General features: G+C 64.3%; 26 protein-coding genes and 2 tRNA genes. 2 read left to right on the forward strand and 26 right to left on the reverse strand.

Going from position 1 to position 24487, the window contains the following annotated elements; translation table 11 throughout:
- Positions 1 to 40 precede the first annotated feature (40 nt).
- Positions 41 to 322 (forward strand): hypothetical protein, encoded by a 282-nt coding sequence (locus VGG47_RS04360; RefSeq protein WP_331535809.1) that lies wholly within the window; start codon positions 41 to 43, stop codon positions 320 to 322.
- On the opposite strand, the gene VGG47_RS04365 is transcribed toward VGG47_RS04360, so the two are convergent.
- The 11 genes from VGG47_RS04365 to VGG47_RS04415 form a co-directional block, all read right to left on the reverse strand.
- Positions 288 to 1223, reverse strand: coding sequence for a type II secretion system F family protein (locus VGG47_RS04365; RefSeq protein WP_331535811.1), 936 nt, complete (start codon positions 1221 to 1223; stop codon positions 288 to 290). The genes VGG47_RS04360 and VGG47_RS04365 overlap by 35 nt on opposite strands.
- 5 nt (positions 1224 to 1228) lie before the next feature.
- Entirely contained in the window at positions 1229 to 2218 is a 990-nt protein-coding gene (locus tag VGG47_RS04370) for a type II secretion system F family protein (RefSeq protein ID WP_331535813.1), read from the reverse strand.
- On the reverse strand, positions 2215 to 3642 hold the full coding sequence (locus VGG47_RS04375) for a CpaF family protein (RefSeq protein ID WP_331535815.1): 1428 nt from the start codon (positions 3640 to 3642) through the stop codon (positions 2215 to 2217). The genes VGG47_RS04370 and VGG47_RS04375 overlap by 4 nt, the downstream gene beginning before the upstream one ends.
- Positions 3643 to 3645: 3 nt before the next feature.
- Positions 3646 to 4905, reverse strand: coding sequence for an AAA family ATPase (locus tag VGG47_RS04380; protein WP_331535817.1), 1260 nt, complete (start codon positions 4903 to 4905; stop codon positions 3646 to 3648).
- Positions 4902 to 5111 carry a hypothetical protein gene (locus tag VGG47_RS04385; RefSeq protein WP_331535819.1) on the reverse strand — a complete coding sequence of 70 codons (210 nt, stop codon included), beginning with the start codon at positions 5109 to 5111 and terminating at the stop codon, positions 4902 to 4904. Before VGG47_RS04385 ends, VGG47_RS04380 begins: the two co-directional genes overlap by 4 nt.
- A 3-nt stretch (positions 5112 to 5114) precedes the next feature.
- Positions 5115 to 5411 (reverse strand): hypothetical protein, encoded by a 297-nt coding sequence (locus tag VGG47_RS04390; RefSeq protein WP_331535821.1) that lies wholly within the window; start codon positions 5409 to 5411, stop codon positions 5115 to 5117.
- A gap of 11 nt (positions 5412 to 5422) precedes the next feature.
- On the reverse strand, positions 5423 to 6826 hold the full coding sequence (locus tag VGG47_RS04395; protein WP_331535823.1) for a type II and III secretion system protein family protein: 1404 nt from the start codon (positions 6824 to 6826) through the stop codon (positions 5423 to 5425).
- Entirely contained in the window at positions 6826 to 7665 is an 840-nt protein-coding gene (gene cpaB / locus VGG47_RS04400; RefSeq protein ID WP_331535825.1) for a Flp pilus assembly protein CpaB, read from the reverse strand. Before cpaB ends, VGG47_RS04395 begins: the two co-directional genes overlap by 1 nt.
- A 3-nt stretch (positions 7666 to 7668) precedes the next feature.
- On the reverse strand, positions 7669 to 8175 hold the full coding sequence (locus VGG47_RS04405) for an A24 family peptidase (RefSeq protein WP_331535827.1): 507 nt from the start codon (positions 8173 to 8175) through the stop codon (positions 7669 to 7671).
- 519 nt (positions 8176 to 8694) lie between these two features.
- The gene (locus VGG47_RS04410; RefSeq protein WP_331535829.1) at positions 8695 to 8883 is read right to left on the reverse strand and encodes a Flp family type IVb pilin; all 189 of its coding nucleotides are present in this window, start codon (positions 8881 to 8883) and stop codon (positions 8695 to 8697) included.
- A gap of 602 nt (positions 8884 to 9485) precedes the next feature.
- A tRNA-Leu gene (locus VGG47_RS04415) sits at positions 9486 to 9572 on the reverse strand.
- Between the two features lie 90 nt (positions 9573 to 9662).
- Here VGG47_RS04415 and VGG47_RS04420 point away from each other — a divergent pair.
- Positions 9663 to 9738: transfer RNA gene (locus VGG47_RS04420), tRNA-Asn, on the forward strand.
- Between the two features lie 288 nt (positions 9739 to 10026).
- Here the strand turns inward: VGG47_RS04420 and VGG47_RS04425 are convergent.
- The 15 genes from VGG47_RS04425 to tsf form a co-directional block, all read right to left on the reverse strand.
- Positions 10027 to 11223, reverse strand: coding sequence for a sulfotransferase family protein (locus tag VGG47_RS04425; protein WP_331535831.1), 1197 nt, complete (start codon positions 11221 to 11223; stop codon positions 10027 to 10029).
- 1 nt (position 11224) lies between these two features.
- Complete coding sequence (gene gloA, locus VGG47_RS04430; protein WP_331535875.1) at positions 11225 to 11623, reverse strand: lactoylglutathione lyase; 399 nt, start codon at positions 11621 to 11623, stop codon at positions 11225 to 11227.
- 15 nt (positions 11624 to 11638) lie between these two features.
- Positions 11639 to 12460, reverse strand: a complete 822-nt coding sequence (locus VGG47_RS04435) for an LpxI family protein (RefSeq protein ID WP_331535833.1) — start codon at positions 12458 to 12460, stop codon at positions 11639 to 11641.
- 7 nt (positions 12461 to 12467) lie between these two features.
- Complete coding sequence (gene lpxA, locus VGG47_RS04440; RefSeq protein ID WP_331535835.1) at positions 12468 to 13295, reverse strand: acyl-ACP--UDP-N-acetylglucosamine O-acyltransferase; 828 nt, start codon at positions 13293 to 13295, stop codon at positions 12468 to 12470.
- A 231-nt stretch (positions 13296 to 13526) separates the two neighbouring features.
- Positions 13527 to 14018, reverse strand: a complete 492-nt coding sequence (gene fabZ, locus VGG47_RS04445; protein ID WP_331535837.1) for a 3-hydroxyacyl-ACP dehydratase FabZ — start codon at positions 14016 to 14018, stop codon at positions 13527 to 13529.
- Positions 14019 to 14023: 5 nt separating this feature from the next.
- Entirely contained in the window at positions 14024 to 15073 is a 1050-nt protein-coding gene (lpxD, locus tag VGG47_RS04450; RefSeq protein WP_331535839.1) for a UDP-3-O-(3-hydroxymyristoyl)glucosamine N-acyltransferase, read from the reverse strand.
- Between the two features lie 9 nt (positions 15074 to 15082).
- Positions 15083 to 15865: an OmpH family outer membrane protein gene (locus VGG47_RS04455; RefSeq protein ID WP_331535841.1), complete on the reverse strand. Its 783-nt coding sequence runs from the start codon at positions 15863 to 15865 to the stop codon at positions 15083 to 15085.
- Positions 15866 to 18250, reverse strand: a complete 2385-nt coding sequence (gene bamA / locus VGG47_RS04460) for an outer membrane protein assembly factor BamA (protein ID WP_331535843.1) — start codon at positions 18248 to 18250, stop codon at positions 15866 to 15868. It abuts the gene before it with no gap.
- Between the two features lie 182 nt (positions 18251 to 18432).
- On the reverse strand, positions 18433 to 19515 hold the full coding sequence (gene rseP, locus VGG47_RS04465; protein ID WP_331535845.1) for an RIP metalloprotease RseP: 1083 nt from the start codon (positions 19513 to 19515) through the stop codon (positions 18433 to 18435).
- A gap of 2 nt (positions 19516 to 19517) precedes the next feature.
- The gene (gene dxr, locus VGG47_RS04470; protein ID WP_331535847.1) at positions 19518 to 20681 is read right to left on the reverse strand and encodes a 1-deoxy-D-xylulose-5-phosphate reductoisomerase; all 1164 of its coding nucleotides are present in this window, start codon (positions 20679 to 20681) and stop codon (positions 19518 to 19520) included.
- A complete protein-coding gene (locus VGG47_RS04475; RefSeq protein WP_331535849.1) occupies positions 20672 to 21457 on the reverse strand; it encodes a phosphatidate cytidylyltransferase in 786 nt (261 codons plus the stop codon). Before VGG47_RS04475 ends, dxr begins: the two co-directional genes overlap by 10 nt.
- A gap of 16 nt (positions 21458 to 21473) precedes the next feature.
- Complete coding sequence (uppS, locus tag VGG47_RS04480) at positions 21474 to 22184, reverse strand: polyprenyl diphosphate synthase (protein ID WP_331535851.1); 711 nt, start codon at positions 22182 to 22184, stop codon at positions 21474 to 21476.
- Complete coding sequence (frr, locus tag VGG47_RS04485; RefSeq protein ID WP_331535853.1) at positions 22184 to 22750, reverse strand: ribosome recycling factor; 567 nt, start codon at positions 22748 to 22750, stop codon at positions 22184 to 22186. Before frr ends, uppS begins: the two co-directional genes overlap by 1 nt.
- Before the next feature lie 10 nt (positions 22751 to 22760).
- On the reverse strand, positions 22761 to 23489 hold the full coding sequence (gene pyrH / locus VGG47_RS04490) for a UMP kinase (protein ID WP_331535855.1): 729 nt from the start codon (positions 23487 to 23489) through the stop codon (positions 22761 to 22763).
- Positions 23490 to 23565: 76 nt separating this feature from the next.
- Positions 23566 to 24471: a translation elongation factor Ts gene (tsf, locus tag VGG47_RS04495; protein WP_331535857.1), complete on the reverse strand. Its 906-nt coding sequence runs from the start codon at positions 24469 to 24471 to the stop codon at positions 23566 to 23568.
- Between the last annotated feature and the right edge of the window lie 16 nt (positions 24472 to 24487).

Here is a 24487-nt window from a genome sequence, read left to right on the forward strand (position 1 = left end):
CCCCATCGGATCGGCGGCCTGGGTATAAGGCGATTGCGTCGTGGCGCAGGATGCAAGCAGCAGCGCCGCAGCCGGCAAAGAAAGCAGCCGCTTTTTAAAAAAAGCGGCACAAAAGCTTTTTTTATGCTGGGCCATGGGTTGTGTCGGCGACAACGCCAATGGCCCAGAGGAGCAAAGTTTTTTTGCTTCTTTTTGTTCACAAAAAGAAGCCTTCCTTATCGCTCTCAGAGCGGAAATCATAACGGGCACGCGTTTTCTTTCGTTCGCAAAACCATCGGCACTTCGCATCATTGGTGTCCGTGCACAATCGCCATCACGTTAATGATGGCCGGTCCGGCGACGACCAGAAACACGCAAGGCAGGATAAACAGAATCATCGGGATGGTCATCAGGGTCGGCAGCCGGCCGGCGCGCTCCTCGAACATGATGAGGGCTTCCTGGCGCAATTCGGCGGAGAGCGTGCGCAGCGCCTGGGTGAGCGGCGTGCCGTATTGCAGCGATTGCGAGAGCGTGGTGGCCAGCCGCTTCAGCGTGGTGAGCCCGGTGCGCTGGCCCAGCGCCTCCATGGCCTGGCGCATATCCGAGCCGATCTGCAATTCGCGCGAGGTTTGGGTGAGTTCCATCGCCAGTGCGGGATTGAGATTGCCGATCTCCTGCGCCACGCGCGCCAGCCCCGCTTCCAGCGCCAGCCCGGCGTCGGCGCAGATCACCAGCATGTCCAGCGCGTCCGGAACGCCAGCCGCCACCTGGGTGAGATGACGCTGGCGGATGTTGTTGGCGAGCGTCTCCGGCAGCAGCAAGCCGGCCACGGCGCCCCCGGCGAGCTTCACCAAAGTCCAGAACGTACCTGTCCCGAAATTGTGCAGCACGACGAACAGCATCAACGGCACCAGCACGGCCAGCACAATTTTCGCACCGATGAACAGGCCGAGGCCGCGCCCGCCCCGGAACCCCGCCCCTTCCAGCGTCGCGGCCATTTCCCCCAGGGTTTTGCGCGACAGCACGCCGCTGCGGGCGATCAGCATGCCGAAGGCGGAGACAAAGCGCAGCAGCGCGGCAGTTTCCGGCTTGGTCTCGGGCCGCTTTTCGCCGCCCTCGACCACGAATTCGATCCGGTTCGCGAGGCGCCCGGCGCGCGTGAATTCACCGACCACGAAAAAGCCGCTGGCGGCGACGATCACGAACAACACAACGATGGCGATGAAAATATAGAGAATGGGCATCGGCGCTACTTCAAAACATTGCTGATCATGAACTGGATGACTCCCATGCCGATGCCCATCAGGAGGATGGCGGCACCGAGAATCGCCTCGCCGGAGGAGGTGTTGAACAGCAGGACGATATATTGCCGCTGCATCACGAAGATCCCGGCGCCCGCGACGAAGGGCAGCACCGCCAGGATCATGGCGCTGGTGCGCGCCTCGGCGGTGAGCGCGTAACCGCGCGCCTTCAACCCCACCCGCTTGCGGATCACATCGGCCAGGGTCTCCAGCGTCTGCGTGATGCCGCCGCCTGAGCGTGCCTGCAAGGTGAGCGCGGTGGCGAAAAACTGGTATTCCGTCAGTTTGATGCGCAGCGACAGCTCGCGCAGCGCGGCGTCGAGCGGAATGCCGATGGAAACCTTGTCGGCCAGAATGTCGAATTCGGTCTTGGTCGGCTGCGGCGCATCGCGCGCCACCGTGCGCAGCGCCTCGCCCATCGGAATGCCGACGCGCACGCAGCGGACGATGGTGTTGAGCGCATCGGGAAACTGCTCCAGCAGTTTCGCGTTACGGCGGTTCATGAACCAGTTGAAGGTGAATTTCGTCAGCATCAGCCAGATCGCCGGCGTGCCGATATAGAACAGCGCGTAGAGCAGCACCCGATAGCTGCCCAGCGGGTGCGAGGCGAGCCAATCGATGGTCAGCGTCAAAGCCAAGGCCAAAGGCGGTACCAGCCACCATTTGATCGGGTAGGTTTCCGACTGGCGCAGATCGACGCCGATGAACTTCGCGGCTTTTTCCCTGAGCTGCTCGACGCGCGTGACGGTGCGCGTGAGCGACAGCTCCTCCTCGGTGACATTGGCCGGCCGCGCGCCGGGCGTGACCACCTCGTTGAGCCGGCTCTCGAATTTTTTCAGCCGTTTATGTCCGTGCATCACCGACATCATGGCGAGCGCCGCCATGCCAAACAGGATCAGCACAAGGGCGGCCAGGACAACGATTTCCTCGGAAATCATTGCATGTCCTCGAGGGCCGCCAGCCAGCTGCGTTCCAGGCCGAAATATTGCAGCCGCTCGATGAAGGAGGAGCGGATGCGGCTGACCTCGTAGCGGCCCGTCAGGCGGCCGGTGGCGGTCTCGCCGGTGACTTCGAATTTGAAGATGTCGTTGAGCAGCTGCGTCTCGCCCTCGATCCCGGAGATCTCGGTCACCTGGGTGACGCGGCGGCCGCCATCGCGCTGGCGCTCCACCTGCACGATGAGGTTCACGGCCGCCACCACCTGGGTGCGGATGGCGCGCGGGGTCAGCCCCATGCTCGACATCTGCACCATGTTCTCGATCCTGGAGAGCGCGTCGCGGGTGTTGTTGGCGTGGATGGTGGACATCGAGCCGTCATGGCCGGTGTTCATCGCCTGCAACATGTCGAAGGCCTCGGCGCCGCGCACCTCGCCGATGATGATGCGGTCGGGACGCATACGCAACGCGTTGCGCACCAGGTCGCGGGCGTTCACCTCGCCCTTGCCTTCCAGGCTGGCCGGGCGGGTTTCCAGCCGTACCACGTGGGGCTGCTGCAGTTGCAGCTCGGCCGCGTCCTCGACCGTGACGATCCGCTCCGCGGGGTCGATGAACCGGCTCATCGCGTTCATCATCGTGGTTTTACCTGAGCCTGTACCACCGGAAACAATGATGTTCAGCCGGCAGCGCGCGGCGATTTCCAGAACGCGCGCGATCGACGGGGTGAGCGAGCCGAAGGCGATCAGTTTCTCGAAATCGATCGGCTTTTTCGCGAACTTACGAATCGAGAGCGACGGCCCGTCGATCGCCAGCGGCGGCAGGATGATGTTGACGCGCGAGCCGTCTTTCAGGCGCGCGTCGCACATCGGGCTCGCCTCATCGACGCGGCGGCCGACCGAGGCGGCGATGCGCTGGCAGATATTGGTAAGATGGGTCCAGTCGCGGAAGCGCACCGGCACCTGCACCAGCTTGCCGCCGCGCTCCACAAAGGTGTGCTCCGGCCCGTTGACCATGATGTCGTTGATGCTTTCATCAAGCAGCAGCGGCTCCAGCGGGCCCAACCCCAGCATGTCGTCCACCAGCTCGGTGGCCAGGCTGCGCTGCTCGCGGCCGTTGAGCTGCACACGGCGCTCGGTCGCAAGGTCCGAGATCAGCCGCTCCACCTCGATCAGCAAGCGTTCCGGGGCCAGGGATGCGACCGCGGTGGCGTCCATGCGGGTCAGGCAAATGGCGCGCAGCTCGGCAATCTCCGGGCGGGTGTTGATGACCACGGCCGGGGGGGCGGCGCTCTGTTCTGCCATGGCGCGGGCTGAAAGCTCGGGCGCCAGGTAGGGACCGGCCGACGGGCCTTGGGGGCGAAGCGCGGCCGGACCGGCAACCGCCTCGTTATGACGTCGGCCAAATATGGGCAGGCTGACATCCGTCATCCTCTATCCTTTCTGCAGGCGTAGCATTTTGAAGATGCCGCCCAGCGCCCCCGCCGGCAGACTCGCAGCACCCGCCTCGTCGCGGTTGCCGACAAAGCCGATCTCACGCGACAGGTCGATGATCGCCTGGCGGAACGGGCCGCGCGCGGTCATCGCCGGCTCGCCGAAGCTGGCACTTTCGTTGAGCTGCTTCGGCAGGTCGGGGATCACCACGTCGACCTTCACCTTCAGCGCTTCCTCGATCTGCTTGCGGGTCAGGCCGCCCGGCCGCCCCTGGCGGTTGAGCACGATGGTCGGGCTTTGCGGCTGCCACGGGCCGTTCGGCAAGCCGAGCAGGCGCAGCGTGTCGCGCACGCTGGCGAGCGACGGGTCCATGACGATGACGCGGTGATGCGCGAACTCGATCAGCTCCCGGTTGCAGGGCATCGGCAGAAACGGCACGTCGGCGATGATGAAATTGTAGCGCACGCGCAGCGCGTCGATCAGCCGGCGGGCCGCACCCGGCGCGTAATGCAGCGCCTCGTTGAGCTTCTCCTCCGAGGCCAGAACCTGCAGGCGTTCGCTGACGGGCTGCGCCGCGCGCTCGACGAAAAGCGGGTCGATGCGGTCGGGCGTTTCCAGCGCCATGCGCAGGCCGGGGCCGGTTTTCGCCCCCAGCAGCAGCGCGCCGGAGCCCATATGCAGATCAGCTTCCAGGAACACGGTGTGGCGCTTGGCGACTACCCCCAGCATCCAGGCGAGGTTGCCGGCGATGGTGGTGGCGCCGACGCCGCCGCGCGCGCCTAGCACGGCGATGACGCGGCCGCCGCGGGTGGCGTCATGGCCCATCGTCTTGCGCGTCACCAACGGCGCGAAATGCCGCGCCACCGCCTCGCGCGTGATCGGCTTGAAGATATATTCCATCACCCCCATGCCGCGGGTGATGTGACGGTAGAAATCGACGTCGTCAGTGTCGCCGATCACCAGCACGCGGACGCCGGGCTCCACCACGTCGGAGAGTTCCCCCAGCGCGTGCAGCGGCTGGTCCTCGCCGGCGATATCCACGATCAGCACTTCCGGCGTGGGCAATTTGGCCATGGCGGATATGGCGGTGCGCACCGTGCCACGGCGGATATCCATGCCGTTGGCCACCAGCTCTCCGAGCCCGTCCCGCAGCACCTGCTCGGTGGCCGGATCGCTGAGAAAGGCCAGAACGGTCAGCCGGTCAGGGCGGTTGATCACGCCGTCGTCGGCCGACGCCGCGCGCGCGCTTTGCTCGTTCATCCCCAAACTCCGGTAGCGAAAGGAAGACTTCTTTTTGTGAACAAAAAGAAGCAAAAAAACTTTGTTAATGCTGGGCTATGGGCGGTGTCGGCGACAACGCCCCAGGCCCGGCATAACAAAAGTTTTTGCGCCGCTTTTTTCAAAAAGCGGCTGCTTTCTTCAATCCGAGAAGCCTGCTGCGCATATGCGCGATCAAAAACCATCATGTTCTAGTTCAAATTGGATTGCACGGTGATCTGTTCGGGCGTCTGCAACCCGGCCGCCGTGCCGGCGCCGCTTGGCCCCAGCGCCTTGTCCAGCGCGGCCGAGGCAGCGACACCGTTGGTATTCGGGTTGCCCCGGCCGGAAATGAGATCGGAGGGCACCGCCACCTGCTGCGCGATGTTCTCGTTCGCCGCCCCCGTGGCCGCCCAGTTGCCGGGGCGCTGAAACGGGTCGAACGCACCTTCGCAGCCGCTCAAAGTCAGGAGGATCGCGCAGAACGCAAAGAACGCGGCGCGGCGCATGGCGTATCCTTTCATTGCACCATGAACCCGGCATCGCCCGGAATGGTGGCGGAAGCCGCGTCGGTGCCGTTATCGCGCAGCAGCAGGATGCGCTGCAGGTCGTTGGGCGGAGTCCAGCCATCGTCCGGCGAGGCGAGCGTCGCCGGCTGGTCGACCGGGTTCACCAGATAGGGGGTGACGGTGATGACCATTTCCTGCTGCTCGCGCTGGAAACTGTCCCCGCGGAACAACGCGCCGAGCACCGGCACCTCGCCCAGCACCGGCACGGCGTTGCTGGTTTCGTTGCTGGTGTCCTCGAGCAGGCCGGCGATCGCCATGCCCTGGCCGCTGCCGAGGATGACGGTGGACGAGGCCTGCGTGACGTTCAACGACGGCACCGTAATGGCGCTGGAGGAGCCGCTCGAGGAGATCGTCACGCCATTCGTGGTGCTGAGCGTGCTGAGCTGCGGCGCCACCTGCAGGGCGATCCGCCCATCGGAGAACACGGTGGGCGTGAAAGTGAGCAGAATGCCGAAATTCTTGAAGGTGATCGAGATTGCGCCGTTGGTCTCGCTGATCGGGATCGGGAACTGCCCGCCGACCTGGAAGCTCGCCTGCGTGCCGCTCAACGTGGTCAGGGTCGGTTCGGCGAGCACATGGGCGAGATTGTCGGAGGCCAGCGCGTCGATGATCCCCTGGAACGTGCCGCCAGGAAAGGTCAAGCCGTAAGTGCCGGGCGTGCTGCCGGAGATGGCCGGGGCGCCGGTGCCGGTACTGCCGGTGAGGCTGAACTTGCCGATCATGATGCCGGCCGCCCCGGCCTGCCCCCAGTCGATCCCCAGCTCGCGCGTCACGGTGCGCGACATGGTGGCGATGCGGACCTTGAGTTCGACCTGGATCGGCTCACGCACCTGCAACTGGTTGACCACCGTGCCCGTCGGCGAAATCAGCCGTGCCTGGTTCATCACATTATTGGCTTCCTCGGGCGTCTGCACCGTACCGCGCACGATCATGCCGCCGGCCTCGCTCTCGGCCGTCACATCCGCCCCGGGCGCGCCGGCCTGCGCCTGCGCCTGCAGCCGGTTCCGCGCGAACGCCGAGGGGCCGACCACGACGGTGTATTGCGCGACCGGGGTGCCGGCCTGATCGGTCGCGACGATCGTCGTCTGCCCGAGATCCTTGCCGAACACGAACATCGTATCGGGACTGGCGGGGCGAACCTCGACCACGCTCGGGTCGGCGGCGAACAGGTTGGCCATCGGGCCCGGCAGCTTGATCAGCTTGCCCGAGCCTTTGGCAACGGAAACGCTGCGGACATAAGCCGGCCCGCTGGCCGTGGCCGACGAGTTCAGTTCGAGCGGCTGCGCCTGCGCCAGCCCCGCGGACAGGCCCAAGCTGGAGACGGCAAGCAGAAGACGCGCATAATGGCGGGACATCAGAAACTGTAATCCTGTTCGGCAGGTGAACCCTGGAAGACATGGACCGTGGAGATCCGCGGCGAGGCCGGCTGCGTGTTGGCCAGAGCCGGGGAAACCTGGCCGGCCCAGATGGGCTGCTCCGGCGGCAGGTCCTGCGGGGGCAGGCTGCCGACTTGCGCCTGGGCGGAATGCACGATGAGCGACAACTTGCCGAGATCGGAGGCGACCAGGCAGCGCGCCGCCTGATCCGGCGTCACTTCAAGCGTCACCGTCTGCGCCGGCGGCTGCGGGGTGGGACCCGGTGTGGCGTTCTTCACCACCTCCTGGCCGGTGGCGATCACGCGCACATCGCTCAGCACCACCTCGGCGGCGATGCTCTTGGCGCCCGGCGCGCCGGGGATCGTCTGCGTCAGCAGCACGTCGACATTGTCGCCGGGCCAGATCAGCCCGTTAGCGCCGGAAATCGCATCAACCCCGACCGTGACCGCGCGCATGCCCGGGGCCAGCACGGCAGCGAGGAAGCCGTGATCGCCGGGATGGATCACCGCGCTGTTGAGGATCGGCGCGCCGCTGGGGATCGAAACGCGGGCCATCGCGCCGACCAGCGCGGCACGGTTATCCGGCGTGTCGAGGCTGGCGCCGACCGGCACGGCATTGGCCAACACCGTCGCGTCGGCCATGTCGGAGGGTTGCAGCAGGCTGCCGCCATCCATGGTGGTGGTGGCGATGAGGATCTGCGCGGTCGGCGGCGGCGCCGCGGCCTGTTGTTTCGAATGGTTGAGAATCGACAGGCCGAAGACCGAAACCACGATCAGCGCGACGATCAGAACCAGGAAAATTCCGAGCCGAAAAACCATGCTCTACCTAACGCTGAAAGAGAGGGGCAAAAGGGTCGCAAGCGCACCGCCGGCGATGGCGCAGGCATAGGGCAGTGGCGCGCGACGGCCGATGCGCCACGCCTCGGCGCGGATGATCCGGCGCAGCAGGCCGCCCTGCCGCGAGGCGCGCGGCCGCGGCACCAGCCGGCGCAGCGCCAGATAGAGGGCCGCCAGCACCCCGCCGAACAGCAGGACTCGGCATAGAAAGGCGAGTTCGGGCTGCAATAGCGGGGGAATCAGCAAAGCCGTCGCCACCCAGAGTTTGACATCGCCGCCCCCCATCACTCCGCCGAGCCAGGCACCGAACAGAACCACGAAGGTGACCAGGGCGACCGCAGCACCAGCGAGCAAGGAATGGTCGACCAGGCGCGCGCCACAGCCCAGCAGCAGCAGGCAGAGCGGCAGCCAGTTCGGCACCGTGCGCACCGCCACGTCGTGCAACGCCGCATAAATCAAAAGCGCCGCCGACAGGATCATGAAGACCGGCATCAGCACCCGCGCATCGCAAATTGGTCCTGCTTCACCACGTTAGCCTTCAACCTCCGTCACATAGGATATGACCGGCTTACATTACTTACTCTAAATATGACCGCCATGCCACTTGGCGGCCATATTAAATCTTTTTGTCGAACTCATTGCGGTAACGCCTTGATCCACCGCAGTTCGACGGACGATTTACCAGAACTCGCCGGGCCCGCGTGCATGACAGCGCCCCGGCCATGAACCGGCCGATCGCAGAGCACCCTCACTAAAACGTGAATAAAATGTTACGATCAACTAATTTCTACTTCTTTAGGTTGTTAAACATCATACAGGAAAAACACGGGATTTTGTTAAAATTCTTCCCCGGCCTCTCATCATCCAAGTTTCCTGCCGGCGCCGGCCCGCACCCTGCAAACGCGCCCGTGAAGCTTCCTATGGTTGCACCCAAGTCAGCGTGCCTGAGACGAAAAACGGCCGCTCCGTCGCGCGGCCGTTTTCGCACCCCAAGCCGCGCGGCACCGGGGCTTAAAGTTCGGAAGACACAGTGTTGAAGGTATTTTGTAGGCCTTTGCCGACCAGGGTGACGGCGCCGATGATCACCACGGCGATCAGCGCGGCGATGAGCGCGTATTCGATGGCCGTAACGGCACGACGGTCGACGTTGAAGGCCTGCAACTTCAGAGAGAGAGCCGTGCGAACATACTGTGCGAGCATGACTTGTCCTTTTCGGTGAGTGAGCAATCGCGCGATATGATGAAAACAACCGAAGTCAATTAGATATTCAATCGATCATCCGTCATCCACCACATCAACCCGCGTAGGGTTGGCTCTTAATACACGGAAATCAGTCACTTTAGTCAAATTTATCTGCGATCGTTACGCGCCTTTGGAAAAGATTTCGGGCACCGTTGCAAGTTAATAACAACTTGTAATTTTCTTAAAATCAAAAACAAAAATTATCCGGAAAAAATTAATTTTTTGATTGAAATTTACATTAATTGCACAATCGGAAGGACATTATCATGGCAGCCGGTTCACAAATTAACGTTTTTTTAGATTGCTCGCGCCACAAGCTGTAGACAGGCTGATTGTCACAGTTTTGTGAAACCGTACAATTCCGCAGAAACATCCCCCCGCCGGCGCCAAAACCGGCACAGCAGAGACGGTCTTGTGTGCGCGAGCGGTTGCCTGGCTCAACCGACAGCGCCGACGCCGGCACTGATCACGGCTGCAACGGCGCTTCCCCAGTCCGCCGCCCATGAGCGCCGCGCCCGCAGGGTCAACATCAAACTTTGGAAAACCGCCGGGAAATAAGGTGGTGCGGGCGGTCGGAATCGAACCGACACTCTGTCACCAGAACCGGATTTTGAGTCCGGCGCGTCTACCAGTTCCACCACGCCCGCGTACCGCCACCCTAGTACGAAACAAGTCGAATAAAATCAACCTGCCCCGCTTGCATCATCTCGCAGCATTGGCTATAGCGCGCTCACCGGTCCCGAATAGCTCAGCTGGTAGAGCAAGCGACTGTTAATCGCTCGGTCGTTGGTTCGAGTCCAACTTCGGGAGCCAGGTTTTTCAAGTCTCTATCCAACACTTCTTCCTGGCCAGGTTAGGTAGGGCAACACTCGCGGCAACAGGCCGCTTCCCCTATTTTAGAAAAATTTTGATGACGATTGGGTGCCCGTGCGGGCGCTCCAACGAAAACAGGTAGGCAAAGAGGAAGGCTTCTTTTTGTGAACAAAAAGAAGCAAAAAAACTTTATTTATGCTGGGCCATGGGCGGTGTCAGCGACCACGCCCATGGCCCAGCATAACAAAAAGTTTTTGCGCCGCTTTTTTCAAAAAGCGGCTGCTTCCTCTAACGGCAGTACTGCCGCACATAAGGCGCGAACTGCGCCTGCAAGTTCTGTGCGCTGAGCATGAACGTCTCCAGCGAATAGGAAGCGTGCTTGCCGTAGCCGCCGCGCGGCCGGGCTGAGATCTTTTCCGAGATCGCGGCCACCGCCTGTTTGCGCAATTCCAGGCCGAACTGGCGATAAACCCGCTCGATCGCCGCCAGCGGCGCAAGGGTGAGTTCCTCGTAATGCAGATGGATTTTCCGCGCCGGCGCGACATCGGGCCGACGGTCGAAATCCAGCAGCAGGTTCGCCCCCTCGATCCAGCGCGAGCCGACCTGGGCGCCGATTTCGGCCGGGTCGATGTTGTTCAGGAACGGCTTGCGCAGCACCTCGGTCAGATGCGCGACCGAGCCCAGTACGGCGATCGGATCGCGGTGAACCACCACGAAACGCGCATCCGGATACACCTCCAGGATCGCGTCCAGCGAGAAGGTATGGTCCGGGCATTTCAGTACCCAGCGCGAGGGCACGCCCGCCTGCAGATACTGCAAAAACCGCTTGTGGAATTCAAAAGCCTCACGGTGGCCATGCACCTCCAGCCAGTGCAGGTAGGACGGCACGCGGAAGGTGGTGTCGAAGCGCAGGCTCTGGAACACATGCGCGGTGATCTCGCTGCATTCCTGCGGGCTGTCGGCGGTGATCGGGTGCATGCCGGCAAAACCCGGCGCCAGGCCGGCGAACATTTTCAGTTGCTTGTCCACAGTACGGGCGCGCGGATCAGCCTGCGGATCAAAATCGTTCGGCCGCTGCCCGGGATAGATCGTCTGCCAGTTGCGCGGCACCTGGTTGTCGTGGTCCTCGGCCAGCAGCGAATGCAGAAATGTCGTGCCGCTGCGCGGCAGGCCCAGAATGAAGATCGGCGCCTGCACCGGCACCGTGGTGATGCTCTCGTTCCGCTGGGCATCCTCGACCTTCTGCGCGTTGCGCAGCAGGCGGATCATATCCCAGCGGAGCGAGACCTTGCCGAAGAAGGTTAGTTTGGAATCCGCGTCGATGGCCGTGATCAATTGCCGCAGCCCTTCCCGCGCCGAAGGCGCGGGATTGGTGCCGGCCGCGTCGATGAGCGCATCAGGGCTGGTGCACGGCAGCAGCGCCTTGGGCACCACCGCGTCGGCGACCCCGAAGGCCGTGCTCAGCGCTCGATACGGCCAGCGCATATTAACGCGGCTTGCGCTCGATCAGTTCGATTTTGTAACCATCCGGATCGTCGATGAAGGCGATGACGGTGGTGCCGAACTTCACCGGGCCCGGCTCGCGGGAGATTTTCACGCCGGCTTTGCGCAGGGTCTCACAGGTCGCGTAGATATCCGGCACGCCGATTGCCAGATGACCGAAAGCGGTGCCGATCTCGTAAGAGTCCACGCCCCAGTTATAGGTGAGTTCGAGCACGGTATGGGTCGTGTCGTCGCCGTAGCCGACGAAGACCAGCGTGTATTTGCCATCCGGCACCTCGTTGCGGCGCAGCTCCTTCATCCCCAGCAGGGTGGTGTAGAACTTGACGCTCTCGTCGAGGTTACGGACGCGCAACATGGTATGCAGGAAACTAAAGTCGCTCATCATTTCGCCTTTCGGTTACGGTTCGACGCCGAGCAGGAACACCCCCTCGGCATTGGCAGCCTCGATCATTAACGATCCGTTTGCCAAGATGGTGCCGCCGGCTTCAAATGCTACACCCCGCAGACCGGCATTGCGCACATGACGGATGGTTTCCACACCGATCGTCGGCAAATCGGCGCGCCGCTCCTGGCCGGGCTTGGCGAGCTTCACCAGCACTCCGGCCGGTCCGGGCCGAGCGACGGCGGCGACACGGGAGAGCATCGCGTCGGTGCCCTCCACCGTCTCCACCGCCAGCACGATCCCTTGCTGCACCACGCAGGCCTGGCCGATATCCGCAGCACCGATGATTTTCAGCACCGCGACGCCGCGGCTGATGTCCGCCAGCGCCGTCTCGTCGGGTGCGGCAATGGTCAGCAGGCCGGATTTACCCAGCGCGCCGCCAAGAATTTCGTGGGCGCCAATGACATGGAACCCATCCTCGCCCAGCACGCGCAGCACCGCGCCGAGCAGCCCGTCATCGCCGGCAAAAGCGGCGCGGCCGATCCGCGCCAGCATTTTGAGGCCCTCGGCATCCGGCCGCAGCGAAAAAATGGAAGGCCGCTTCACCGGGCCGATGATCACCAGCTCCGCGCAGCCATGCGCCTGCAGCGCCTGGCGTATGGCGCCCACGGCATCCATGCGGAACGACTGGTGCGGATAGGGTGCCACCACGTCGGGCTCGGCAAACCCCTCCAGCGCGACGATAAAGACCTCCCGCCCCGCCGCCTGCGCGGCGGCGGCCACATCGCCGGGCAGCTTGCCGCCGCCGGCGATGATGCCCAAAGGCGCGGCGCTCATGGAAGGCTTAATCCTCGCTCTCGCCGGAGGCACGGGCAACATTGGTCAGCAGGCCATGACGGCTCGGCGTGGCCATGAAGTCCAGCATCTCGGCGACGTAGGGGTTCTCGCCATATTCGGCCCGCGCGGCCTGCACACGCTCGGCGAACACGCCGGAGCCGGTGAAGATGAAGCGGTAGGCGGCACGGATATGGTGCAGCTGCGCCTTGTCGAGCCCGCGCCGGCGCAGGCCGATCGTGTTCAGCCCCACCATCTCCGCGCGCGAGCCGAAGGCGAAGCAATAGGGGGTGATATCGCTCGGCACGCCGGTCAGGCCGCCGACCATGGCGCCCGCGCCGATGCGCACGAATTGCAGGAGCGCCGCCGACCCGCCGATCACCGCGTGCGCGCCGATCTCGACATGGCCGCCCATGACCACGTTGTTGGAAATGATCACCCCGTCGCCGATGTCGCAGTCATGCGCGACATGGACCACCGCCATCAGCAGGCAGTCAGCGCCGATGCGGGTGATGCCGGTGCCGGTGGCGGTGCCGCGATGGATGGAGCAATGCTCGCGGATCTGCGTGCGGGGGCCGATCACGGTCTCGGTCGGTTCGCCCTTGTATTTCAGGTCCTGCGGCTCAAGCCCGACCGTGCAGAACGGAAACAGTTTTGCCCCCGCGCCGACGCGGGTGCGCCCCTCGACCGCGACATGGGACACCAGTTCGACCCCGTCCTCCAGCACCACCTCGGCGCCCACCGTGCAGAACGGGCCGATTTTGACATTGGCGCCGATGCTGGCGCCGGTGGCGATGATGGCGGTGGGATGGATCATATCGTGCAGAGACTTCAACATCAGGTCTTCCGGTTTTTAAGGCCGCCAGTGCTGTACGGGCCGGGCGGCGAAGCGGCTAGTCAATCATTGTTACGGCGTATGTCGAGAAGAGAAGCAGCCGCTTTTTGAAAAAAGCGGCGCAAAAACTTCTTTTATGCTGGGCCATGGGCGGTGTCGGCGACAAAGCCCATGACCCAGGTTAACAAAGTTTTTTTGCTACTTTTTGTTCACAAAAAGTAGTCTTCCCCTTCTCTAAACAGGCTTCACCTCGCTCATGATCATGGCGGTGAGGCCCGCTTCCGCGACCACCACGCCGTCTACGTGCGCCACCCCGTTGAAGCGCCAGACATTGCCGCGGCGCCGGTCCTTGGTCATGCTCAGGCGCAGCTGGTCGCCCGGGACCACCGGCCTGCGGAATTTCGCGTTCTCGATCGACATGAAATAGACGATGGGAATGCCGATCTCCGGCCCGAGCGTGGAGATCACCAGCGCCGCCGCGGTCTGCGCCATGCTCTCGACGATCAGCACGCCCGGCATCACCGGGTGGCCCGGGAAGTGGCCCTGAAAGAACGGTTCATTCACGGTCACATTTTTGATGCCGACCGCGGAATGCCCATGCCGCACGTCGACCATGCGGTCGAGCAGCAGAAAGGGATAGCGATGCGGGATCATCTGCTGCAACTGCTTCACGTCGACCACGGCGATATCCACCGGGGGAAGCTCTGTTTGCGTTGCGTCGTCCATGGTCTTCAACCACCTGCCTTATTCGATTTCCGCCCGGTCTGGGCGAGTTTGCGGAGGGTCACGACCTCCCTGAAAAATGCCTTGGCGCTCTGCGCCGGCGCGCCGAGGACTTCCTCGCCGGGGCCCACATCGCTCATCACCCCGGATTGCGCGCCAATGCGCGCGCCGCGGCCGATGTTCAAATGCCCGGTGAGCCCAGCCTGCGCCGCGATCATCACCTGCGGTCCGATCGTCGTCGAGCCGGACACGCCGGCCTGGGCGACGATGACGCTGTAGGCGCCGATGTTCACATTATGCCCGATCTGCACAAGGTTATCGATATGCACGCCGGGGCCGATCACGGTGTCCTGCGCCGAGCCACGGTCGATCGTGGCGTTGGCGCCGATCTCCGCGCCGTCGCCGATCAGCACGCGGCCGAGCTGCGGCACGGCCAGGAAGCCTTCCTTGCCCATAGCGAAGCCGAACCCGTCCTGGCCGATGCGTGCCCCGGGAAACAGCACCACCCGGTTACCGATGATGGCATGCGACACCGTCACCTGCGCGCCGATCCGGCAGTCCTGCCCGATGCTCACCCCGTCCCCGATCGCGGCCAGCGGGCCGATCACCGTCCCTGCCCCGATCGTCACCCGCGCGCCGATCACCGCATGGGCGCCGATTTCAGCGCCGGCATCGATTTGCGCGGTCGGATCGATCACGGCACTCGGATGGGCTCCGGCACGCGCCGCAGGGGCGGGATGGAACAGCGCCGCCACCTTCGCCCAGCCCACATAAGGCTCAGGCGTCACCAGCGCCACCGTGCCCACCGGCACGCGCGCGGCAAAGTCGGGGTGCAAAATAACCGCCCCGGCCTTGGTGCCGGGGAGCTGATCCGCATAACGACGATTGTCCAGAAAACTCACATCGTCCGGCCCGGCGGTCTGCAGCGGCGCGACGCCGCTGATCAGCCGGTCGGGCTGGTCCACCGCCGCACCGATCAGTGCAGCGAGGCTCGCCAAAGAGTGCGGTCCGGTGCGCGGGAAGAACCGAGCGTCACCGGGTTTCACGACATCAACCATCAACCAGTCCTATTGGCCGTCGCCCTGGTCACCCTGATCCACGGGCGCGTTCACCATCATGCCCGGCGTCACCACGCTCGGCGGCACCTTCACCGACGGTAGCAGCTTATTGAGCTGGGCGACCACCTCGTCGGTGATATCGAACGCATTGACGTTCAACGCCACCTGCTCGCGATGCAGCACCAGGTTCATGCCGTGCGCTTCGGCTTCCTGACGGATGATCGCGATCAGCTCGGATTCGATCTGGCTGAGCGCCGCCTGGCCGGAATTTTGGATCGCCTGGTTGCGTTCCTCGAACCTGGTCTGGGTCGCGGCGATCTCGTTACGCAGCGCCTGCTCGCGGGCTTCCAGCTGCGCATCGGTCAGATGCGCGCGCTCGGCGACGATGTGCGCCTGCTCGGCCTGAATATGGTTGCGCGCGCTCTGCGCGTCCTGGCCGAGCTCGGCCTGGCGTTGCTGGATCACGTGCTGCACGCCCTGCGCGGCGGTGGATTTCTGCATCACTTCCGGCACGCTCAGCACGCCGATCACGGCGATCGGCGGGGCGGTCTCCTTGGGCAGAGACGGCAGCTGCGGGATCGGCGGCATCTGCGCCTGCGCCGGCTGCGGTGCTGGAGCCGGCATCGGCGCCGGGGCCTGGGCTGGGGTTGGGGCCATACGCGGTGCGGGCGTCGGATGCGCTGCCGGCGGCATGAAGTAACCCGGCGACGAGGTTTGCGCGAAAGCCGCGGGTGCGGCGAGCGCCGCGACAGCGGCGAAAAGGACCGGACGTGAACGTGTGAATACTGACACTTAGAACCTCGAACCAAAAGAGACGCGGAATTGCTGGATCTGGTCGCCACGCTGCTTCACGACCGGCTGGGCGAGCGAAAGATTGATCAGACCGAACGGCGTATTCCAGGAGACACCGATACCCGCGCCGACACGCGGCGCCGAGCTGTCATCGACCGGAAAGCCAGGGAGCGCTTTGACGCCGTAGAGAGAACCGACATCGACGAAGGCAAAGCCCGAGACGCCGAGATCCGGCGAAACCGGCAGCGGGAAATTCAGCTGGGTGGACTGTGTCCACATGATCTTGCCGCCGATCTCGTCGCCGGTCGCCACATCGGTCGGACCGACGCCGCCATCGGCGAAACCGCGCAGGTTGTCGCCGCCGAGGAAGAACCGATCCTCGATCCTGTCGGTGTAGCCAAAGGTCGGGAGCAGATAGCCGCCCGTGGCATTGAAGCGCAGGACCCAGGCCTTGTTGCCGAACACATGCTCGAGCGGGACGTAATAGGAAATATCCGGGCTCAGGCGGACATAGCGGGCCGAGCCGCCGAGACCGGCGAAATCGGTCGTAAGGTCGATGTTCAGGCCGCTGGTCGGCGCGAGATCGTTGTCGAGATAATCGAAGGTCAGCGTCTGGCTGATCTGGCTGAGCGAGCTGACGCCTTCCTCATCAACGATATAGACCGAAGAACCCGTGGGGACGCCGAAAAGATCGCGTTCGCTGAGCGTATAGGTGAAGTTCTGCCGGACATGGCTGTTGAAGCGGTAGCCCAGCCGCACATCCCCGCCGATATCGCTCTCTTGGTAGCTCAAGGCCTCCGCCGCCGCCGTGAAAGAGTCGGTTTCCGAGCGGAACAGGTCGAAGCCGGCGATCAGGTTGCGGTCAAGGAAATAGGGGTCGGTGACGCCCAGATTGATCTGCGAGCCGCGCTGCGCGAGCAGCGCGTTGATCGAGGCGTCGACGCCGGTGCCGAGGAAGTTGTTCTGGCTGAGGCCGGCATTGACCAGCGCGCCGAGATCGGTCGAATAGCCGCCGCCCAGCGAGAACTGGCCGGTCGCCTGTTCGGTGACCGCGGTATCCACGACCACCTGCTGCGGCGTCGAGCCCTGCGCGGTGGTGATCTTCTCGGTCTTGAAATAGCCGAGATTCTTGATGTTCGTGGTCGACCGGTCGGCCTTGGCCTGGTTGTACGCGTCACCCTCGGCAAAGGTCAGCTCACGGCGGATCACCTTGTCCTCGGTGCGGGTATTGCCGGTGATGTCGATGCGCTGGATGTATACGTGCGGCCCATCCACCACGTTCAGGGTGATGTCGATCTTCTTGGTGGCCGGATTGGCGTGCACCATCGGGTTCACCTGTGCGAAGCTGAAGCCGAGATTGAGCGCCCGGTTGTTCAGCGCGGTCACCCCCTCCTGCAGCGCATCGCCGTCGAACCAGTCGCCCTTGCCCAGCGGCACCAGACCGCCGAGCTGTTTCACCGACAGGCCACGGATGCCCGAGACGATCTTCAGGCTGCCGACGCGGTAGCGCGGGCCCTCGGAAATATCGAACGTCAGATAGAACGATTTGCGGTCCGGGCTCAGCTCGGCATTGGCGCTGATGACGTTGAAGTCGGCGTAACCGTTATGCATGTAGAACTGGTGCAGCAAATACTCGTCATATTCGACGCGCTCCGAATCGTACTGGTCGGAGGTCGAGAGAAAGCGGTACCAGGCGGACTGGCGGGACGACACCACCTCGCGCAACCGGCTCTGGCTGAAATGGTTGTTGCCGATAAAGGTGATGCGCCCGATCAGGCTCTGCGGCCCCTCGGTGCACTGGAACACCACGTTCACGCGGTTATCCGGCAGGCGGATGATGTTCGGCGTGACGGTGGCGCTGTAATAGCCCTTCTTGGCATAGGCATCGAGCAGTGCGCGGCGGTCGGCCTCGGCGGCGGCCGGCGTGAACACCGCGCGGGATTTCAGGCCGATCGCGGCCTGTGCATCCTTGTCGACCAGGACCTTGTTGCCGGAAAAGAAGATCTGGTTGACGGTCGGGTTTTCCACCACCGCGACGTCGAGGTCATTGCCGTCGCGATGGATCGACACGCTGCTGAACAGGCCGGTCGCATACAGCGTCTTCACCGACTCGTTGATGGCCTGCGGGTCGAACGGCCCGCCCACCTGCACCACCATATAGGAAGTGATCGTGTCGGCCTCGATGCGGCGATTGCCGATGACGTTGATCGCCGCGATGGTGCCGCCGGAGGGCACCACCCGGTTGCCGGCAGCTTCGCGGTGATGCGGCGCCGTCTGCGCGCTGGCGGCATCGTACGGGCTTGGGACCAGCAGGGCCGGCAACAGGCAAACAGAGGCCAATAAGGCCGAGCGCGGCTTCAGCAAATCGAAAATCTCCCAAACCATACAGCCCCCGGCGCGCCGGAGTGTTCTCTCTTCGCGGCGTTTGGCACGCGCCGGCTCTTCCGGCAAGCTTGCGCCCTGCCGTGCCGTAGCCGCCGCTCATCCCCGCCCATTCTGCCCCGCCATTACGGAAATTTTAAGGGGCTTTCCGTCAATAAGCGTATGTTTTTTCTTGAATCACAGCGTTAACCGAACAGATGCGCCACCCAGCTGACCGCGCCGAGCCGCGTGAGGTCATTCAGCGTGGTCACGAAGAACAAGGACAGGATGATGGCGATGCCGAATCGCAGGCCGATATCCTGGGCGCGGGCGGGAATCGGCCGGCGATAGATGGCCTCCGCTGCATAAAACAGCAGATGCCCGCCATCGAGAACGGGAATCGGCACGAGGTTGATCAGGCCGAGGTTGATCGACAGCAGCGCGATCAGGTTGACGACGCTGATGAAGCCCATGGCCGCCACCTTGCCGCTGATCTGCGCGATGCCGAGCGGACCAGCCAGCTGGCTCAAGCCCTGATGGTGCACAATCAGTCGGTACAGGCCGGCCAGCATCATCTTAGACTCGCTGTAGGTCTCCTGCGCTGCCGCCACCACGGCGCCGGGCGGAGAATAGCGATGGAGGCTCGATTCCGCCCCGACCACGCCGAGCCGGCCGATCCTCGTGCCGTCCTCCGTCATGTCGCCCAGCGTCACCTGCCGGGTCAGCGTCTGGCCATGGCGCTCCAGCGTCATCGTCACCGCCGTGTCGGGATGGGCCATGATGATGTTCTGCAGCTGCGAGAAATTGCCGATTTTCTGCGCATCCACGGCGAGCACGCGGTCGCCCGTCTGCAAGTCAGCCAGCGCCGCCGGCGAATGCGGCAGAATCCCGCTCAGCACCGGCTGCACCACCACCTGCCCCACACTCATGAACAGCCCGACGAACAGCACGAAGGCCAGGATCAGGTTGGCGATCGGCCCGGCGGCAACGATCAGCGCCTTGGAGGCGAGCGAGCAGGCGGAGAACGAGCCGGGCGGCGCGGGCTCGCCATTATTCGCCTCTCCCCAGCCCTGCATCTTCACGTATCCGCCCAGCGGCAGCGCGGAAATCTTCCACACCGTGCCGGATTTGGCCTTCCACGACAGGAGCGCCGGACCGAAGCCGATGGAGAACGCCTCCACCACCACGCCCTGGCTGCGCGCCGCGAGGTAATGACCAAGCTCGTGAAAAAACACCAGGATGCCGAGATCCACGATATAGGAAAGAATGGCGCGGATCGTGTCGGTCATGCTTAGGCTGCCTTTGCTGTGGCCAACTGTTGGGCGGCATGCCGCGCGGCGCCGTCGAGCGCCAGCACCGCTTCAAGATCCGGCACCGGCGGCGCGCCGAGCGCCTGCAGCACCGTCTCGACGATGCCGGCAATGTCGAGAAACCCGATCTGACGCGCCAGGAACGCGGCCACCGCCACCTCGTTGGCGGCGTTCAGCACCGTCGGCGCCCCGGCGCCGGCCACCAGCGCCTCGCGCGCCAGGCGCAGAGCCGGAAACTGTTCCTCATCGGGCGGGAAGAAGTCCAGCCGTGCCACAGCGGCGAGGTCGAGCCGCGGCGCGCCGGTGGACAGGCGCTGCGGCCAGGCCAGCGTGTGGGCGATGGGAATGCGCATATCGGGCGAGCCAAGCTGCGCCAGCACGCTGCCATCGGCGTAGCAGACCATGCCGTGGATCACCGATTGCGGGTGCACCAGCACCTCGATCTGCTCCGAGGTGAGCGAGAATAATCTTGCAGCCTCAATCACTTCGAGGCCTTTATTCATCAGCGTCGCGCTGTCGATGGAGATCTTCGCGCCCATCGACCAGACCGGGTGGCGCAACGCCGCCTCCGGCGTGATGGCGCGCATCTCCTCGATCTTATGGGTGCGGAACGGCCCGCCCGATGCGGTGAGGATGATCTTGTCCACGGAACTGGCATTGCCGTCGGCCATCGCCTGCATGATGGCGTTATGCTCGGAATCCACCGGCAGCAGCGTCGCCTTGGCTTCCGCCACGGCGCGGAGAAAAACATCGCCGGCCGAGACCAAAGCTTCCTTGCAGGCGAAGGCGATGGTGCCGCCATGCTTGATCGCCGCCAGCGTCGGCTCCAGCCCGGCGAGGCCGGTGATGGCGGACATGCTCCAGTCGACCGGCAGCGCGGCCGCCTCCAGCACCGCCTGGCGCCCGGCGGCGCACTCAAGCCCGGTCCCGGCCAGCGCCGCGCGCAGCTCGCCCAGCAGGGCCTCTTCGGAAATCACCGTCAGCTCGGGGCGGAACTGCTTCGCCTGGGCCGCCAGCAGCGTGACATTGCGCCCGCCGATCAACGCGCGAAGGTGATAATTGGCCTGATTTTCTGCTATAATATCAAGGGTTTGTGTGCCGACGCTCCCCGTGGAACCGAGCACCGACAAAGTTTTTAGCCCCATAACGGCAAGCCTCCATGTACGCTAAGTGCCAAAATCGCCGCCACGGGAGCGGCCGCCAGGAAACTGTCGAGCCGGTCGAACAATCCGCCATGCCCGGGGATCGTGCCCCCGGAATCCTTCACGCCCAATCTGCGCTTGATCGCACTCTCGAGCAAATCACCGGCTTGCGCAAAAATACTCAACAAACAGCCCGCGAGCAGCGCGAAAGCGTCCGGCCCCTGCAGGCCGCCGGCCACCAGGGCGCCGCAGAACCCGCCGATCACCAACCCGCCGATCGAGCCGCTCCAGGTCTTGCCCGGCGAGATGCGCGGCGCCAGCTTAGCCCCGCCGATCACGCGGCCGACCAGATAGGCGCCGATGTCGGTGCCCCAGATGACGATGAGGAGGAACAGCGTGTCGTGCAGGCCGCGATGCGGCTGCAGGCGCAGCCACAGAAACGCCAGCGCGCCGATGCCGGCATAAGGCAGGCCCATCGCCGCAAACCAGCCGAAACGCGCGGCGATCAGCGCCGTGAGCAGCGCCATCACCGCAAAGCCTGTGGGATAGCCCGCCAGCATCGCCACCGCGCCGCTGAAGGCCAAAGCCAGCGGCAACAGCAGAGCGAAGCCGCGACCGGCTTTCGCCAGCCGCGCCCATTCCAGCCCAAGCCCCAGCAACGCCACCTCGACCAGAAGTTTCCAGGCGATGCCGCCGGACCAGACGCAGAGCAGCACCACCGGGCCAAGCACCGCGGCCGACAGCAAACGGAGGCCGAAATCCGACCAACGGCCGCTCACTCCTGACGCCGACATGTCAGACAGGGCGTGCGCCAAAGCGCCGCTCCCGGGTCGTGTATTCATCGAGCGCACGGGCGAAATCATCCGCGTCGAAATCCGGCCACAGCACGTCGGTGAAGAGCATCTCGGCGTAAGCCAGCTGCCAGAGCAGGAAATTGGAAATACGTTCCTCGCCGCTGGTGCGAATCAGCAGGTCGGGGTCGGGAATCCCATCCGTCGCGAGATGGCGCGCAAAAACCTGCTCGTTGAGGGCGTCCGGCGCCACCCCGGCCTCGATGATCCGCCGCGTCGCCGCAACGATGTCCGCCCGGCCGCCATAGGATAGCGCCATCACCAGCGTCAGCCGCGTGTTGCCGGCGGTTTTCTCCTCCGCGGCGGCGAGTTCCGCGCATAAGGTCGGACCAAAGCGCTCGCGCTCGCCGATCACCTTCAAGCACACGCCCTTCTCGTGCAACTCGCGCAGTTCGCTGCGCAGGTAATGCTTCATCAGGAAGGTGAGATCAGCCACCTCCTCGGCGGGCCGCCGCCAGTTCTCCGACGAGAAGGCGAACAGCGTGAGATAGCGCACACCCTGGCTGACGGCGGCCTCGATGGCGCGCCGCACCGCCTTGGCACCTTCGCGATGGCCGGCGACCCGCGGCAGACCGCGCGCGGTCGCCCAGCGCCCGTTGCCATCCATGATGATGGCAACATGCAGGGGAATCGGACGAGACGAGAGATCAGCCATCAGACCTGGCGGATGTCCTTTTCTTTGTCAGCCAGGCTCTCGTCGAGCCGCTTGATGGTGGCGTCGGTGAGTTTCTGTACCTCGTCCGACCAGTTGCGCTCGTCATCCTCGCTGATTTCGTGCTTCTTCTGCAAGGCCTTGATCTGCTCCATGCCGTCACGGCGCACGCCACGTACCGCGATGCGCGCATTTTCGGCATATTTTCCGGCGGTCTTGGCCAATTCGTTGCGACGCTCCTCGGTCAGCATCGGCAGCGGCACGCGCACCATCTGCCCGTCCGGCTGCGGGTTCAAGCCCAGCCCGCAATCGCGGATCGCCGCGACCACGGAATTGATCATCGAGCGGTCCCAGACCTGCACGGTCAACATCCGCGACTCCGGCACCGCGACGGTGGCGACCTGGTTGAGCGGCGTCATCTGGCCGTAGGCCTCGACCTTCACCGGGTCGAGCAGCGCCGGGCTGGCGCGGCCGGTGCGCAAGCCGCCGAATTCGCGCTTCAGCGCGTCCAGCGCACCGTCCATGCGGCGGGTAAGGTCCTGTTTCAGGGAAGCGAGATCGACAGGCATCTGTTCGTCCTTAATTCCGGGGTTCTGTGATCCGGGTGAAGCGCCCTTCCCCGCGCATGACGGCGGCGAAGGCACCCGGCGCATGAATGTTGAAAACGATGATCGGCAATTTGTTCTCGCGCGACAAGCTGATCGCGGCCGCATCCATGACGTTCAGATCACGCGCCAGGACGTCGAGATAGGTTAATTCCTCGTAACGGACGGCATCGCTCACCTTGCGCGGATCGGCGGAATACACGCCGTCGACCTGCGTGCCCTTGAGCAGCGCGTCGCATTTCATTTCCGTGGCGCGCAGGGCCGCGGCGGTGTCGGTGGTGAAGAACGGGTTGCCGGTGCCGGCCGCGAAAATCACCACGCGCCCCTTCTCCATGTGCCGCTCGGCGCGGCGGCGGATATAGGGCTCGCACACCGAGGCCATGGGAATGGCCGACTGCACACGGGTCGGCACTTCGCGCTTCTCCAGCGCCGACTGCAAGGCCAGCGCGTTCATCACCGTAGCCAGCATGCCCATGTAATCGGCCTGGGCACGGTCCATGCCGCCGGCGGCCCCGGCGACCCCGCGGAAAATATTGCCGCCCCCGATCACCAGGCAGACCTGCACGCCCATCGCCACCACAGCGCCGACGTCCGCGGCGATGCCGTTCACCGTCTCGGTGTCCAGCCCATACTCGCCCTTCCCCATCAGGGCCTCGCCGGACACTTTCAGAAGGACACGCTTATATTGGGGAATCGGCGACATGGGGCACTCCATACAGGAAGGGCGGTCCAAGCTGAATGCCCGAACCGCCCCGGCTTAGCATAGCAATCGGTGAGGCTTAAACCCCGGCGGCGGCGGCGACCTCGGCGGCGAAGTCGGTGGCTTCCTTTTCGATGCCCTCGCCGAGATGGAACCGCACGAAGCGGGTGATTTTCGCGCCGGCCTTTTCGACCACGGTCTTCACCTTGCTCTCGCCGTCATGCACCCAGACCTGCTCCAGCAGCACCACGTCCTCGTAGAACTTCTTGACGCGGCCTTCGACCATCTTCTCGATGATGGCTTCGGGCTTGCCGGAGGCGCGGGCCTGCTCGGAGAGCACGTTCTTCTCGCGCTCAAGTGCTGCGGGATCGACCTCGGCGACGGTCAGCGCGTCCGGGCGGGTGGCCGCCACGTGCATGCCGATCTGCTTGCCCAGCGCCTCGATCGCCTCGTCCGCCTTGCCTTCCAGGCCGACGATGACGCCGATCTTGCCCAGGCCCGGCTTCAACGCGCCATGGATGTAGGCCGCAGCCACGCCACCCGGCACGTTGATCACGGCGACGCGGCGCACGGTCATGTTCTCGCCTATGGTGGCGACCAGATGCACGATCTCTTCGGCCACGTTACGGCCGGTGCCGGGATAGGCGGCGGCCTTCAGGGCCTCCACATCCTCGCCGATGGTCAGCGCCATCTGGGCGACCGTCTCCACGAAATTCTGGAAAGCCTCGTTGCGGGCGACGAAATCGGTCTCGGCGTTGATCTCGACCATCGCCACCTTGCCGGGCGCCAGCGCGACGCCAACCAGGCCCTCGGACGCCACGCGGCCGGATTTCTTGGCGGCGGCGGAGAGGCCCTTCTTGCGCAGCCAGTCGATGGCGGCCTGAATGTCGCCATTGCTCTCGGTCAGCGCCTTCTTGCAGTCCATCATGCCGGCGCCGGTGGTCTCGCGCAGGTCTTTCACCAACGCGGCGGTAATTTCAGCCATTCACTTGCTCCTTCAG

Origin of the sequence: Acidocella sp., from assembly GCF_036489515.1 — a bacterium.
GTDB lineage: Bacteria > Pseudomonadota > Alphaproteobacteria > Acetobacterales > Acetobacteraceae > Acidocella.